The following is a 13,734-nucleotide window of genomic DNA, read 5'->3' as shown; positions in this document are numbered from 1 at the left end:
GCTCGCAATTAGATGTGGTAGACCCGAAGGCGTACTTGTCCGCCACCAACGTGCAGCACACGTGCCTGGTACTGTTCGCCCTGACTCATGCAGCTTCGCAATTGATTCAGATGGGGGTCGACAATCCCTCCTGCCTCAGCGCCGTTCCACAGTGCGGAGACGACCTGTTGATTGCCAGACTGCGAAAAGACAATGTCGAGGATGTCATTGACGCTCAACTGCCCAACTACCTGCGCCTTTGGTGAAGCAAGTTGGGTATCAAACTGAAGGGCCGCGCAGGAAGTGGTGGGTGTGGATGGACCCAGATAGCTACCGCCAGAACCAGACATTCGCATTTCCTTTCGCTAGTCAAATTGAGAGCAAAGCAATATCACATCCGAAAGGCAAAAGGCCATTCTGAATCGCCCTTCGTTTTTCTGGGCACATCCACCAGCATGGCTCGCCCCCTTCAAAAAAACTCCTCAACCACTGGTTAAATAGACAGGTAGCCCCCATCTTGTGTTGAAGGGCCAGCGCACCGCTGTCCCCCACACTGAGGAAAAATCTATGCGTTTGATGCTTCAGGCCGTGTTGTCGTTGGCTGTTCCTCTGGCTATGCTCGCTGGCACCAGTGAAGCGAGCGAAATCGCACGTGTTGAGTTTCCAGCGAATCAAGGGAATTACGTTCAGGCCTATGAGAGCGGTGGGACCAAATGGATCGAGCTTGTAATTGTCGATGCCAACGGCCACCGTCGTACTGCTAAGGGGACGGTTTCTCCCGGACAGGGTGCTGACTTTTCCAAGCGGCTTTACGAGGTCTCAGCTGATTTTGGTCCATGTGGTACAGGGAAACTGATGCAGCCGGACTACGTCAGTACAACTGTTTACTTTCAGGGCTTTAAGAATGGGACTGGTGAATGTGAGATCCAGAATCCTCCCTATGAACTCCAGCGGATCATCCGTTAAGTCGACTGAGAACTCCCCAGCTTCACTGACGAGAGTCGCTGACGGTTTGGGAACTTTTTAGTCAATAGCGACAAAGAGAAAGGGCGCAGCTTATAGGCGAACTCTTTCTCCTCGAGGCACGTTAGGCGCACATCGGAGCGACTAACGTGCCTTGCAGAAGCACACCTTGCCTATCGAGGAATCACAATCTCTTCGTCTAACACGTCCACCACATCCGGTTTGAGGGGATCAATCCAGTCCGCTTTGGCGTGTCCCCAACGGAGTAGTTCGAGTTGCTCCATAGAAAGCTCCTGCCGTTCGGCGCTTTGCTCCAGAGCATTGAGATACTCACGAATGACTTGCGCACGCTTCCAGTTCTGCGCATCAATTTCAAGTTTCGCCAACCGCTGCTTTTCGGCGTCCTGTCGACGTTTTCCCTCCAACGCAATGTCACGAACTCGCTGACGCTCGGCGTCTTCAACTGCCTGACGCTCTTCGCGGACTAAAAACTCCACCGCTCTGGCGGCCATTAGCCCAACCAGTTTATTGAGCTGCAGCTCCACTGGCCGGCTGTCTGAGTCAACAATTTTCCCTCCGTAACCTTCATTGACCAAAACCTGCAGCCTGCCGGAGGGTGTGAACTGCCATTTCGCCCAAAAGCTCCATTCCCCTTTGGCCTGGGCCGCTAGCTCCTTGGCGGTAGGCTCATATTGGGAGCGCAGTGACGCTTCAAACAAGCGCAAATGCAGGACATGGCCAAATATCAGAATCTCAACTCGGTGCTGCCCTTGTTGAACGGTATACCCCCGCTTCTCCAAGGCTTTTAGCAGCGTGTCCACCACTTTCAGTGCGCGACTCTGTAGCGCGGGAGAAACTGAAATATTCAGCCCGTTGCCGCGCGTCTGCGGCATGCCGCGCTGATCGATGAATGGTCGCAATAATGCCTCGCGAGCAGCAGTCACCACCGGATGCCATACCTTGATACGCTCGGGTACCACTATCTGGTTTTCCGGCTGCTGCTCAAAACTCAGCACGCGCTGAAGTCGGCTATCGACGACTCCGGCGGCCGGATCCTGAACAGAAGGTTGTGCGGAGGGGCGATATAAATAACCGGGATAGCCGGTGTATTCGCGCAGTTTGGGGCGCGGGGATACGCGCTTACTCGCCTTGACCTTGGCCCAATGACCGCGCGGCGGGGTGGGGATTTGCAGGCGCGTGCAGAGCTTTTTCAGCCCCACGTCGGACAGCCCGTAGCGGGGCGCCACCACCTGAACAGGCTCAGACCAAACCTCCTCCAGCAGCGTTGCCCGGTCATAGCGTTCCACCATTTAACCGATCCTCGATTATGCGCAGCGCGGTTCGACTCTGCCGGCCCCACCCAGAAGCGCACCGAGACAGCGGTCGAGCCCTCGGATCACACGCTAGGGCCCAAGCCTGCCTCGCACGTCACAGGGTAACCACTACACAGGTGTAAACCAACATGTTGATAAACAAGTGTTGACACACACCAACAGCTAAAGTACCGTGCCGACCATATCAACACTTTACCCAACAGGATAAGCCCCATGGTCGACACCATCCAAGCCGCACTGAGCCAACTCACCACCGAGGGTGACCTGATCCATGGCACCGCCGCATTGGTCGAGAGCATCAAATCTCACACCCACCTCTCCTACAAAAAAATCGGCGAAGAGGCAGGTGTCACCGAACAGGGCGTGCGCCGCTGGCGCGAAAACAACTCGGGCCAAGCCTCACGGGTCCAAGCCCTGGTGAACTTTGCCCAGACCCTCATCACTGCACCGGCGGGGGCTGCCGTCCGGCCCGCAGGCAACGCCGCCGATGCTTTGCGCGCCGTGACCCCATTGGCGGTGCAAACCTGTGTCAAAGAGGGACTGGAGGCCCTGTTAGGTATCGGCCTCAACGCTTGCACTATCGTAAAGCTTGAGACCTCCGATGGTAAAGTCACCATTGAGCTGGCCCTGGAATAGCCCATTCGCTCTCGGCACGGTGACCCGCTCACACTAAAGCGCGGTTGAACCGTGCTGCCTCACTCAACACCCTCAACGGAATGCGCCATGGCCCGTACATTGCTGGATATCCAACTCTCCCGACTGCTGTATCCGCTGCTCATTGAACTCGCCACCGCCCAGCAGATCCTGACCTACGGCCAGTTGATCGAGCGCGCTCAAGCCCGTTACCCGGATGATCAGCGGGTGGCCAATCTGATTCCGGTGCGGATGGGACGAATTCTCTGGGTGATCTACGATTTTGTGGCGGAGCGCGACCTGCCGCGTTTGACCTTGATCATCGTCAGCGCCGGAAATCAGTACCCCGGCAGTGCCATGTGGCAGCACGATTGCCCCGCCGAACAACATCGCTGTTTTGCTTTCGATTGGTCCACGGTCGATCAAGCGTTTGACCTATACGGCCAGCACAGCGAAAAAACGGTCACGCCCCTTCGTCGCATACCCCGTGAAAAAGCCAAACAGCTGATGGCTGCCCATTTCCACGACCCGGCGAACGTTTATCCGAGCGGCATTCGCACCCTGCGAGAGGCCATCATAGAAAACATCATGAACGGCTTGTCGGTGGAGGAGGCGTTTCAAATCGAAACGCAGTTGCTGACGCCGACAACGCAGGCGTGAGCCACGCGCCTTCGGCGTCTGAGTGCGCCCATCCGCTGCCTGTCGCGCGACCATAGGACGAACAGCCTTCTACTTGCGTGTCCGGCCTACCAAATGGACTGCTCTTCGGATCCGTTCGCGGAGAATTCAGTCACTCTGATGCCAGAGTCACAGCGAGCGTCATGTTGATGAACTCTTCGTTTCGGTCTATCGCAGCGAGAGCGCTGCGGATATTGTCCGCTACCTCAGCAGATCCGCGCTTCTCTACCCAATTTGTAAGCTCCATGATGGCCGCTTCCAGTGCGAGCTGATTTTCGTTGATCTTGAACAGCATTGAAGCCAGTAGGTCTGAGTTGGGCATTGTGCTTCCTCCGTGGAGGAAGCCGTAGGCACTCGGCAGTCTGCCGAGGAAGGGGGCGAACGACCAGCTGTTGAATCGAAGTACCGCCCGGCGCTAAAGCGCCGAGGAGCAGACACTGGATGGATAAGTCCCGAGCTGAAACACACAACACCATGCTTTATGCAGATTCATACTCTTGAAAAAACTCGTAAGCGTCCAAGACATCTTCAGTAACCGTTCGGGCCCGGTTGCCTTGTCCAGTAGCCTGCACGACGAACTGAATAGAATCCTCCAAGGTAACCGACGCTCCCTTGTAATCATCGCCAATCACAAAGGTTTTCGAAAAGGGGCTGAGGGCAGAAGCCAACTCTCCAATTACATTGTCCCGGTCACCAAAATCCTCGTCGTCCAACTCAAGCAGCGCGGCCATAATTGAGCAGTCAATCATGGTGCCCGTGAGCCATTCGCAACTGGAGGCATAACCTGCGCACCATTTAATGTTTGTGCCTTCGATGCAAACTTGAATGGATGTCGTTTCTTTTCCGACAAAACATGAGCCCAGCATGATTCCGGTGATATTGCTGGATTTCGAATATTTCCCAATTTCCAATAGCAAATCAAAGATATCAATACCCGCAATTTTCTTTTTGTAGCCGTGGGCTGCAATATATACCACGGTGCTCTCAAAGCGGCACTTGCACAGATATGCTAAAGCTTTCTTAAAACTACTCTTATCGTAAAAATTTGCGTGATAGACTTCAGTATCGCCGGCATACTTAGCAATCCCTTCGACAAAGGGCAGCACACTACTCCGGTTCGAGTCATCAGTGTCCAACTCCCATGGGCACTCTAATACCAGAATTGCACGATTTGACTTATGTTGCCGCTTCATAGTTAAAGCATCCTTTTGGAACCTACCAAAGTAATCTATGGTCACTTAATATAATACTGAGGCCGTTGATCTAGAGTACGATCAAGCCCAGCCTAACGAACCTAAAGGGTCTTAGAGTCGTGACACGTCATGTTGTAACAAAATCCTCAGGAAAGGCTTCCCGTATCCCCATCCACAGTAACAACCAACTGGTTTCTCTGGAGTCACTTTTTGACTTCGCCCGGCGTCGCGTCAGGATTTTCAACTCACTTTCTTTACGTTGCTTGGCTTCCACAGGAGAGACTTTCAACCACACAGGTTTCGAGTCACCCCACGGGGTTTTCCACTCAAGCGTGGTCTCCAGCTTGGCGGCCCGTATTGACACATGGGCAGGTGCGGAGTCTCGTCTGAGTAACAACCATGCCTTTAATGCTTTTCGGCACTCCACCTCGAGAGTCTTGTAGTTGTCGATTGTGAATTCGATGGCATAGTCATCCGCATCGACCAGGCGGACACGAAACCGTCGCGGTTTTCCTTCAGTCAGTCTGTGCTCACTATCTTTCTCGACATCCTGTGTAACAGGAGGTTGGTACTGCTCTGCCCAGGACAAACGCTTGCTACGGAGTTGCTGCCGGTGGCTGTACAGATAGCGGCCCAGAGCGACAGCCTGTTGCCGAACCTTATGCAGGTCGCGCTGCTCGCTGTCGACCGACACTTGGTCTTCCCGCAACATGTCGCCCTGAATGAGCAAGTCTGGCGTTTCGATACCCGCCATATTGGCATCCGCCAATAGCTGCGCGGCCCAAGCCATGTTGGCTTCACTGATGAGCCCCACATGCAGTGGAGTGTTGCCCCACATTGCATGGTTTTCATGGCCTTCACACGCCGAGTAGGTGAAACAACCTACCGCAGACAACCCTTTGACCAGCAGGGCAACATGCGTGTCGAGTACGGCGACAGAAATCTTCTGGCCATGCATACGGCGTTTGAAGTTACTTGGTCGTACCTCGAACAGATTACCGCCGGACTCCCGCTGAACATGCCGAGAGCAAAACAGCTTCTCGACTTGCCAAGGCACGAGGCGCTGATCACCTGCATCCAGACGTAACGGCCGGTTGGCGGACGATGTTCTTTTTAGGCCACCCAGATCGAGTTGTTCGAGCATTTCCCGAAGAAACTCACTATCCGACTGGTCGTGGCCGGCTGGAAGACTAAGGCGACTGCCGCTCTTGTAGTCGTGCAAATACGCATTATCAGTCAGGTAAATATCCTGTCCGACGGTTTCGATTAAAAAGCCCCGATCCAGTAGTGCAGACGAGAGGAAAGAGAAGAGTTCACTCATTGGACGCTCCAGAAAAAAGCCTTATGCCGCAGTAGAACGTATGGATCGCTGAAAGCGAGCCAATCGTGGCTGTACGTTAGGTTCAGGTTTCCAAGCTCACCTGGTGAGCGCACTCATACTGTGTCGACGCTTGCTTGAGTTTTTCGGCGATCTGCTGACGCAGACTTTGCGGTGCTTCAATTATCAAGGCGTCGCCTTGGGAAAGAATCCACCACTGCAATTGCCACGTATCACTGATCGTGGCCCGCAGACGGTAACCCTCCGGGAGTTTTTCCAGGGTCATATCGGACGACAAAGGCGTCTCCCGAAGCAAGCGCGCTAGGCTGTCACTAAGCCGGGCCTGCAGGCTGATTTTGACCGTACTGCCGAACTGCAAGGCATTGCTGGCCAGGTACTTCTGCAGATTGAAGTCATCCAGGCCCAGGGCAGGGCTCGGCAGAGTTTCGGCTTGGCGAAAACGATGGACAGCGTACTGGCGGACATCGGCATAGGGTGGCGACGTACCGATTAGATAGGTGATGGGGCCCCGCTGCACCAAGGCCAGAGGATTGAGCACCAGCTCCCGTTCCTTATCGTTGTGGGCCGAGTAATAGCGGCATTGCAGTTGTTTTTCCTGCAACAAAGCAGCCTGCAAGGTTTCCAGAATTTTTTCCGGCGTATTCGGTGGCAGCAGGCTCAGATCGGGGCTGACACTCGCTACTTTGCCCAGCCAGCGTATTGTCTGGTTGTCCTGCGCCAGGCTTTCCAGTTTTTTCCTGGCGAACCGAAAGCGCGGCTCCAATGCCCTCAACATGCTACTTGGCAAGAGCGGTCGGATCGCATCTTCGACCAAGACAAGACTCAGGGCCTCGCCCATGCTTATGCCTGGCAAGCTCACACTGGCCCCCTCGGCCCAATACCATCCATAAGGGGTGCCTTTATCGTTACACTGCAGGGGGAATAGTCTGGATAGCGCGACCAGGTCACGCTCGATGGTGCGCTTACTGACTTGGTAACCAGCCTCCTGCATTCCATCCAGCAATTCCGTCGTGGTAAGCCCAGGGCTACGAGAAGGGATTTTCTGCAGCAGATCCCATTGCCGGGTTGTGGCGTCGTGTACTGATGAAGATGGCAAGACTGGCTCCCTGTCAGTTGTAGTGAGGCAAGCATGATGATCCTCACCAATATACGTGGCAATTGGACATTATGGCGACCAGCTAACGCGGACATCCGCTCGCTCGACCATTCAACCTTTCCCAGTGGCAGAAGACCGGGTAGAAACAGCTAGTTCACGAAGCCGATAGGACGCTGCACAGGCATCTTGAGGCGGCTTTCCGCAAGCAGGGCTTGAGCAAGCTCTTCTGCGCTGGCAAATGGCTTGAAGCGCGCACGCCGAGCAATCAGGGCGAAATCACCTGGAGTCAGGTTGACCTCCCTCGAGAGCCGCAAGCCGCTGGTCTTGGCGGGATCCTTGAGTTTTAGGGTTTGTAGATGTGCATTGAACAGCGTCTGGATCTGAAGGGGTTTCAGAAAGCCAAAATGAATCTTCAAATCGAATCGGCGCAGCGAGGCTTCGTCGAGGTCGCGCATCAGATTGGTGGAGGCGATGAACAGCCCTCGATAGCTCTCCATCTGCGTGAGCATTTCATTGACCGCCGTGACTTCCCAGCTCTGGGTGGCTTTCTTCCGATCCTGTAGGAAGCTGTCCACTTCGTCGAGCAGCAATACCGCCTGCTCATCGCTGGCTTTCTCGAAGGCCTTGGCCAAGTTCTGCTCAGTCGTGCCCACAAAAGGTGAAACGAGATCGGACACCCGCTGCACCATCAGCGGTTTCTTCAGCTCTTGCGCGAGCCAGTGACCGAAGGCCGTCTTGCCCGTCCCCGGCGGGCCATAAAAACACAGGCGCGCCTCCGGGTGCTTGCGTAGGCCATCAATCAATCCGTCGAGGGAAATATCCGCATTGATCAGACTCGGGGAGTAGTAGCTCGGCAGCTGCTGCACCTGGTGACGACCGAGTTGTTCGAAGCCCTGGGCTTTCAGCGTCGCATCAACCAGGCACTCGACCGTGGCATCCAGGCGCTTTCCCGCACGTGGGTGCAGGTTACGTGCGATACGAGCCGCCCGGGCGATTACGGCGGGGGTCATCTCCTCATGCTCGACCAGTTTCTCCACCAGTACCTCGCCCAGCCGGTCGCCACCGCACTCTCGGACAATTTGTTCCCGTTGGCTCTTGGGTGGGTTGGGCAGTTCGATGACCACGTCAAAGCGGCGGATGTAGGCGTTGTCCAAGCACTCAATGTCGTTGCTCAGCCAGAAGCAGGGCAGACTGTTCTCTTCCAGCATGCGATTGATCCAGCCTTTCTGGGTTTTGCTCTTGCCAGAAAAAGGCAATGGCGAGGTGTCAAAGATGTCCTCAATTTCATCCAGCAGTAATAGGGCCTTCTGCGACTGCAACGCACTCATTGCCGAACGCAGGGCGCACAGGCGTTGATGGGCGCTGACTGGGTCGCCGTCGCTGTCGGTACAGGCGATCTCGTAGAGCGAAGCCCCGAGCAAGCGGGCAAGCAGGCGACTGAGTTGGGTCTTGCCGGTGCCGGGCGGGCCGTACAACAAAATGTTCACACCACGACGGCCTTCGGCTAAGGCTTTTTTCAGATAGATGGTGGCAATTTCAAGAGATCGTCCCAGATGGTGGTAATCCTTCTCGCTCAGATGACCGGGCGGGCTGAGACGGAAGGCATACTTGAACAGCTCAATGGGCTGCCCATGGCTGAAGCGCAACTGCTGGAGAAAATCAGAGCTTTCAATGACCAAGCGGCTGCTGAGGGTACTCACGGTGCAGGATCGCGCATTGACCTCAATCAGTCCGGCACGCGCTAACCGCCCCTCATTGGCCAGGTAGGGAGCAACATCCTGTTGAGGGATATCGAGAAGTGTGGACAGTACCCTCATCGTTCGGTTGAAACCGAGCGCACCGAGTTGGTCTGAGGCATCGTTGAGGCAGGGATCGGTATGCAGTAGTACGCAGAAAGCCAGTATGCGCTGCTCGATGGCATCTAACCCGATCAGTTGGCCCAGCGCCTGTACATTCGCCTGCAGCCTGTCTGGGTAACCTACTACAGGGAACGCCAAGTCGAAGGCGAGGCGCTCGCGCTTGAGTCGGCGCAAGGCCGGCGCCGGACTGAAATCATCGGCATCCACCAACTCTTGCAGGCCGAGTTCTGCAGCGATTTCATCGTCGTTGAAATGATGCCGCTGAATGAAGTTTCGGTGTCCGCCGAGATCGAGCATCAGCATAAACACCCATTTCAGGGACAGCGCACACGTATCGGAGGAGTGTGGCCCTGATGCGCGAAGGGTGGTAGAACTGGCCGAACGACGACGTATGGGCATGAGGCATATCCTGTACCGAATGTAGCGTCATTCTGGCGCAGGAGCGCGTCATCTTATGTCGCAACCATATGGAAGCAGCTCTAATCTCGTCTAGCGACAGCTTGCGATCATCTGTGCGTTGTAGATGGTTCAACCGTGCATATCTTTCTTGCTACCCTCCGAGTCACCTACGCCAAAAGGACATTGCCCGTGACTATCCCCACCCCCAGCCAAATTGCTCTGTCCACCTTGGAACAGGCGCAAGGCATCATGCTTCAATGGTTTGTGCCTGAAGGGATCTCCGCCGAGCAGGCCATGGAAAAACTACTCCCAATATTGGACAACCAAACACTGATGCACGCGATGCGCGAGCTCCGTAAAGAGATGGAAAAAAAGCCTTAGCTGCAGTGAGTTCAACCAACTATCCCTGCACTGTGCATGCTTAGTACCTGCCGGCCAGGAAGTAGACTCCCCACCTTTCAATCGCATCGTGATCTCGTTCTGATCAGGTGAATCGCTTGCTAGTTGGCGGCCGCATTGCACTGCAAAGGCGTTAAGCCGCGATCATGCGCTTAGTCCAGCCGATATACCTTCGCTGACATGAGCCATTCGTCTGTGTAGTGGATGTGCCGGCACGTCTGCCAAGCCGATCACCGACGAGCTCGATACAGCTCAAAATACTCGGCCAATACGCCTTTAGCCGTTTCAAACTGCGCAGTCGACAGTTCTTTGGCTACCGCGTCCCGTAACTTACCTACGCCATTCATAAAAACGCCATTCTTAATGGAGAGCGAGAGCCAAACATAGGCGCATTCATAATCCTGGGTAACGCCTTCACCATTCTTGTACAGCCCCCCAAGAACGTATTGGGCCCAGGCATGCCCCTGCTCAGCGGCTTTGCGGTACCAATCTGCGGCCTGTGCAAAGTCTTTCGGGACACCTCGTCCTTTTTTGTACAAGCGTGCGAGGTTGTACTTCGCCCAAACATAACCTTGCTCAGCGGCTTTGCGGTACCACACTGCGGCCTCTGCGAAGTCCAGCGGGACACCGCGTCCCTTCGTATATAACTCTGCAAGATCATGCTGGGCTAATTCATACCCCTGCTCAGCGGCCTTACGGTACCAAACTGCCGCCTCGGCAAAGTCTTGCGGAACACCTCGTCCCTCCGCATAACACTCAGCAAGGGAATGCTGGGCAGGTTCATACCCCTGCTCAGCGGCCTTACGGTACCAAACTGCCGCCTCGGTAAAGTTCTGGGGCTCAATTTTGCCGTAAAGATTCGCAAAGGAATTTTGAGCCCAGGCATCGCCCTGTTCGACGGCCTTGCGATGCCAACCCACGGCCTTCGCGAAATCCTGCGAAACCCCTCGTCCATGCGCGTACAAACGAGCCAGCGCAACTTGGGCCCACTCGTAGTCCTGTTCCGCAGCCTGTAGATACCACGATGCCGCTTGCGCGAAGTTTTCTTCCTTCTCATACAGACGGCCCAAAGCGTGTTGCGCGAAATAATTCCCTTGGTCGGCGGCCTTGTTATACCAAACCAATGCTTTGGTGGAGCTTTGCTTCACCCCATCGCCCTTCTCATAGAGCTCACCGAGAGAAAGTTGGGCCCAGGCATGTCCCTGCTCGGCGGCTTTACGGTACCAAGCGCCAGCTTTTTCAAAGCTTTGCCGGACGCCATCCCCCTGCTTGTATAGGTCGCCCAGGGAGTCCTGAGCAGAAGCATCACCTTGTTCAGCGGCTTTGCGGTACCACGCGGCGGCTTTGACCAGATCCTGAGTAATGCCTTCGCCATCTTCGTAAAGACGAGCCAAGGCATACTGAGCCTCCGCAAGTGCCTGCTCGGCGGCCTTTTGGTACCACGTTGCCGCCACTTCAAAACTTTGCGGAACGCCTTTGCCCTTTTTGTACAGATCGCCCAGCGCATACTCGGCCCAGTCGACGCCTTGTTCGGCGGCCTTGCGATACCAGCTGGCCGCTTTCGCCATGTCCTGCGGGACACCTTGCCCACACTCATAAATGCGTCCCATGGTGTATTGAGCCCATTCATCGCCCTGCTTGGCGGCCTTGCGGTACCAACTGGCCGCTGTCACAACGTTCTGCACGACACCCTCACCGTTTTCGTACATAGCTCCAAGGGTGTACTGGGCAGAGGCATCGCCCTGCTGAGCCGTTTGGCGAAGACTGTTCACGAATGACCGCTCCCTGATCTGCATTGAAGGTGCTTGAGCGTAAGCCCCAGCGATAAGTTGCAAAAGGCTATCACTTAGTGAAGGTGGCGCGCCTGCGATAACGCGCAACGTGTAATTGGCGATTATGGTCAATTGCCCCCCACGTCCGGCAGGGTGGTGGCAGCCACTCACCAGTTATCGGCCACCCACGCCGCCACCTGCGCTATACCGGACTACCGGGGACTGGTTAAGGCAAGCGAGGGCGGGTGATGAAACGGGCCATCGAGCAGGAGACGTTGCAGGCTTTGGTCGAAACCGGGGCGGCGCGCGAGTTTCGGGTGCTGCGGGAGGGCGAGGTCTGGCGCCTGGAATTGCGCCTCGGTGCCAAGTGGCTACCGGTACGCTCGCGGCGCGAACCGATCAGGTATTGGCGTTCACTGACGGCGGTGGGACGGTTCTGCGAAGGCGTGGGCATCAAGCTGCTGACGGTCGAACTCTAATGAAAGTCGCATTAACCAGGTATCTGACCTGTAACCGTCGCGTCTTGCAGTGCCGCCGCATAGCGATCCAATAGCGCCACCTGGCTGCGGGCTTTGAGTGCATGCAATCGTTGTTTCAGGCGGTCACCTTCGGGATGCGCACAGGCAATCAAGCGCCCCACACGGCCCATTACACGGCGAACCAAAGGCTCCAGCTCTGACCAAGTCATACCCTGCGTTGCCTGATCTTCCAACTGTTTCACGGCTGACCGAATCGCCTTTCGCTCGGCCTTAGGTATGCCTGGGACTGCGTTGAAGATCGTCAAGCCGGTAACGGTCAAAGGCTCGAATCCATTTTTGGAGAGCACCGTTTGTCCGCGCTTGCGAATATGCAGCTTTGAACGCTTCTGGTAGCAGCCCTTCTGCGCCAGCATGTTGGTGACTGCCGAGACGATGCTTGTTAGCGCTGATGAATCGAGGGGCTTAGTGGATGTGATGGTGATGTCATCCGCGAACCTAGAATAGTTGAGCCCCTGCGTATTCAACTTGGCCACCAATGCCGGCTCGATATCCCAGAACACGAGGTTGGCTATATAGCCACTGCTGCTGGCTCCTTGCGGCACCACGCCATGGCGGGTGGTCAGCAGCGCCAAGATGCCTGCCACCGTTTCGGAAAACCCGAACAAGCCCACGAACAATTGCTGAACATGCTGCGTCTTGATGGACGGAAAAAAGTCCTTAATGTCCTGCAGCACCACGCACTGAGCACGACCATGGATGTGCGCATTGGAATAAATACTGCGGCGTTTAACCGGATCCTTGATCCCGCCATGGAGATAGCCTGGAAAGCGAACGCGAGCCAGTAGTCGATCAACGATCTTGCGCTGAATGGCTTTCAACGGCTCGTAGGCATCATAGGTATCACGGGGAGTGCCGTCTTTCTTGGTTTGCGGCACATGACGGTACAAGTTGGAGCTGCGCTTGGCCAAACTTTCGAGGAGTTCGGCGGGTTCGCCAAGGGTCAACGACAGCGCCTTCAGGCTGTAGATCGGTTTGAAGGGATAAAGCGGAGCATCCATTTCCTGTCCCCGAAATGACGTGAGGCCGATCACTGGATCGGCCTCACTAGAATTCGAATGATGTGGTTTGTTGCGTCATGAGATTACCTCAAAAATTGTCTCTGCATTTTCGCAGATCCAATCCCAAGCAATCACAGCCTTTTCCAAAATCCAGATGTAGTACGGAATACGTTTGGCCACTTTGGCTGCCTTGACAGACAAAGTCTTTAGACGATTTCCCCACTTGTGATCTTTCTGCTGAGGGGCTGCTTCCACTTTAACGCGGGCATCTTCAGTGTTGTGCATGTGCTGATCGATACGAATACCGACAGCTTTCTTTACTTTCTTCATGGTTACAGTTCCTTACGGTGGATTACTCCGCCGCCAGGTATTCCGGGCCGAATGGAACTTTGAAGATGCCGCTACAAACCACAGTTCTGCTTATCAAATCCTTGATAAGCCGTCCGCCGCATTTCTGTCGATTAACCGAAGGAGCGTCGCTGACAGCCTCGTGACGTTTGCCACGAAACCCTCAGCGCTGAGCACATCGGGGTGACGACAGGTGTGGGGCGAA

The 13,734-nt window shown here is 55.3% G+C and carries 15 protein-coding genes; 5 read left to right on the top strand and 10 right to left on the bottom strand.

The features are described 5' to 3' along the window. Positions 1–8: 8 nt before the first annotated feature. Positions 9–329 carry a hypothetical protein gene (locus B0D71_RS31265; protein ID WP_133160948.1) on the bottom strand — a complete coding sequence of 107 codons (321 nt, stop codon included), beginning with the start codon at positions 327–329 and terminating at the stop codon, positions 9–11. Between the two features lie 217 nt (positions 330–546). On the opposite strand from B0D71_RS31265, the gene B0D71_RS18810 reads away from it, so the two are divergent. After that, entirely contained in the window at positions 547–945 is a 399-nt protein-coding gene (locus B0D71_RS18810; RefSeq protein WP_103396092.1) for a hypothetical protein, read from the top strand. A 170-nt stretch (positions 946–1,115) separates the two neighbouring features. Here B0D71_RS18810 and B0D71_RS31885 read toward each other — a convergent pair whose 3' ends face one another. Continuing rightward, a complete protein-coding gene (locus B0D71_RS31885; RefSeq protein ID WP_240635713.1) occupies positions 1,116–2,252 on the bottom strand; it encodes a hypothetical protein in 1,137 nt (378 codons plus the stop codon). Between the two features lie 237 nt (positions 2,253–2,489). On the opposite strand from B0D71_RS31885, the gene B0D71_RS18800 reads away from it, so the two are divergent. Beyond that, entirely contained in the window at positions 2,490–2,912 is a 423-nt protein-coding gene (locus tag B0D71_RS18800; protein WP_103396091.1) for a hypothetical protein, read from the top strand. Between the two features lie 87 nt (positions 2,913–2,999). Further along, entirely contained in the window at positions 3,000–3,569 is a 570-nt protein-coding gene (locus tag B0D71_RS18795; RefSeq protein ID WP_103396090.1) for a hypothetical protein, read from the top strand. A 130-nt stretch (positions 3,570–3,699) separates the two neighbouring features. On the opposite strand, the gene B0D71_RS18790 is transcribed toward B0D71_RS18795, so the two are convergent. The 5 genes from B0D71_RS18790 to B0D71_RS18770 all read right to left on the bottom strand — a co-directional run bounded on the left by B0D71_RS18790 (position 3,700) and on the right by B0D71_RS18770 (position 9,473). Beyond that, a complete protein-coding gene (locus tag B0D71_RS18790; RefSeq protein ID WP_103396089.1) occupies positions 3,700–3,909 on the bottom strand; it encodes a hypothetical protein in 210 nt (69 codons plus the stop codon). A gap of 157 nt (positions 3,910–4,066) precedes the next feature. Next, positions 4,067–4,780, bottom strand: a complete 714-nt coding sequence (locus B0D71_RS18785) for a hypothetical protein (protein WP_103396088.1) — start codon at positions 4,778–4,780, stop codon at positions 4,067–4,069. 127 nt (positions 4,781–4,907) lie between these two features. After that, entirely contained in the window at positions 4,908–6,101 is a 1,194-nt protein-coding gene (locus B0D71_RS18780) for a hypothetical protein (protein WP_103396087.1), read from the bottom strand. An 82-nt stretch (positions 6,102–6,183) separates the two neighbouring features. Continuing rightward, positions 6,184–7,215, bottom strand: a complete 1,032-nt coding sequence (locus B0D71_RS18775) for a helix-turn-helix transcriptional regulator (RefSeq protein WP_103396086.1) — start codon at positions 7,213–7,215, stop codon at positions 6,184–6,186. A gap of 149 nt (positions 7,216–7,364) precedes the next feature. Then, a complete protein-coding gene (locus B0D71_RS18770; RefSeq protein WP_103396085.1) occupies positions 7,365–9,473 on the bottom strand; it encodes an AAA family ATPase in 2,109 nt (702 codons plus the stop codon). A 189-nt stretch (positions 9,474–9,662) separates the two neighbouring features. Between B0D71_RS18770 and B0D71_RS18765 the strand changes: the two genes are divergently transcribed. Further along, entirely contained in the window at positions 9,663–9,854 is a 192-nt protein-coding gene (locus tag B0D71_RS18765) for a hypothetical protein (protein WP_103396084.1), read from the top strand. Positions 9,855–10,102: 248 nt separating this feature from the next. Here B0D71_RS18765 and B0D71_RS18760 read toward each other — a convergent pair whose 3' ends face one another. Beyond that, positions 10,103–11,644, bottom strand: a complete 1,542-nt coding sequence (locus tag B0D71_RS18760) for a tetratricopeptide repeat protein (RefSeq protein WP_165798729.1) — start codon at positions 11,642–11,644, stop codon at positions 10,103–10,105. Positions 11,645–11,892: 248 nt separating this feature from the next. Between B0D71_RS18760 and B0D71_RS18755 the strand changes: the two genes are divergently transcribed. Further along, entirely contained in the window at positions 11,893–12,123 is a 231-nt protein-coding gene (locus tag B0D71_RS18755; protein ID WP_103396082.1) for a hypothetical protein, read from the top strand. Positions 12,124–12,134: 11 nt separating this feature from the next. On the opposite strand, the gene B0D71_RS18750 is transcribed toward B0D71_RS18755, so the two are convergent. Beyond that, complete coding sequence (locus tag B0D71_RS18750; protein ID WP_103396081.1) at positions 12,135–13,181, bottom strand: reverse transcriptase family protein; 1,047 nt, start codon at positions 13,179–13,181, stop codon at positions 12,135–12,137. Positions 13,182–13,256: 75 nt separating this feature from the next. Further along, complete coding sequence (locus B0D71_RS18745) at positions 13,257–13,511, bottom strand: hypothetical protein (protein WP_103396080.1); 255 nt, start codon at positions 13,509–13,511, stop codon at positions 13,257–13,259. Positions 13,512–13,734 lie beyond the last annotated feature (223 nt).

Source organism: Pseudomonas laurylsulfativorans (assembly GCF_002906155.1).
GTDB classification, from domain to species: domain Bacteria; phylum Pseudomonadota; class Gammaproteobacteria; order Pseudomonadales; family Pseudomonadaceae; genus Aquipseudomonas; species Aquipseudomonas laurylsulfativorans.
Note: the sequence above shows the minus strand (reverse complement) of the source record. Positions and strands in the feature narration are given on the sequence as shown.

What these genes read in the sequence shown, in the direction of transcription:
- B0D71_RS18795 (WP_103396090.1), top strand. Translation starts at nt 3,000, where the DNA reads ATGGCCCGTACATTGCTGGATATCCAACTCTCCCGACTGCTGTATCCG.
- B0D71_RS18780 (WP_103396087.1), bottom strand. Translation starts at nt 6,101, where the DNA reads ATGAGTGAACTCTTCTCTTTCCTCTCGTCTGCACTACTGGATCGGGGC.
- B0D71_RS18790 (WP_103396089.1), bottom strand. Translation starts at nt 3,909, where the DNA reads ATGCCCAACTCAGACCTACTGGCTTCAATGCTGTTCAAGATCAACGAA.
- B0D71_RS18755 (WP_103396082.1), top strand. Translation starts at nt 11,893, where the DNA reads ATGAAACGGGCCATCGAGCAGGAGACGTTGCAGGCTTTGGTCGAAACC.
- B0D71_RS18800 (WP_103396091.1), top strand. Translation starts at nt 2,490, where the DNA reads ATGGTCGACACCATCCAAGCCGCACTGAGCCAACTCACCACCGAGGGT.
- B0D71_RS31885 (WP_240635713.1), bottom strand. Translation starts at nt 2,252, where the DNA reads ATGGTGGAACGCTATGACCGGGCAACGCTGCTGGAGGAGGTTTGGTCT.
- B0D71_RS18745 (WP_103396080.1), bottom strand. Translation starts at nt 13,511, where the DNA reads ATGAAGAAAGTAAAGAAAGCTGTCGGTATTCGTATCGATCAGCACATG.
- B0D71_RS18810 (WP_103396092.1), top strand. Translation starts at nt 547, where the DNA reads ATGCGTTTGATGCTTCAGGCCGTGTTGTCGTTGGCTGTTCCTCTGGCT.
- B0D71_RS18750 (WP_103396081.1), bottom strand. Translation starts at nt 13,181, where the DNA reads ATGGATGCTCCGCTTTATCCCTTCAAACCGATCTACAGCCTGAAGGCG.
- B0D71_RS18770 (WP_103396085.1), bottom strand. Translation starts at nt 9,473, where the DNA reads ATGCCCATACGTCGTCGTTCGGCCAGTTCTACCACCCTTCGCGCATCA.
- B0D71_RS31265 (WP_133160948.1), bottom strand. Translation starts at nt 329, where the DNA reads ATGTCTGGTTCTGGCGGTAGCTATCTGGGTCCATCCACACCCACCACT.
- B0D71_RS18785 (WP_103396088.1), bottom strand. Translation starts at nt 4,780, where the DNA reads ATGAAGCGGCAACATAAGTCAAATCGTGCAATTCTGGTATTAGAGTGC.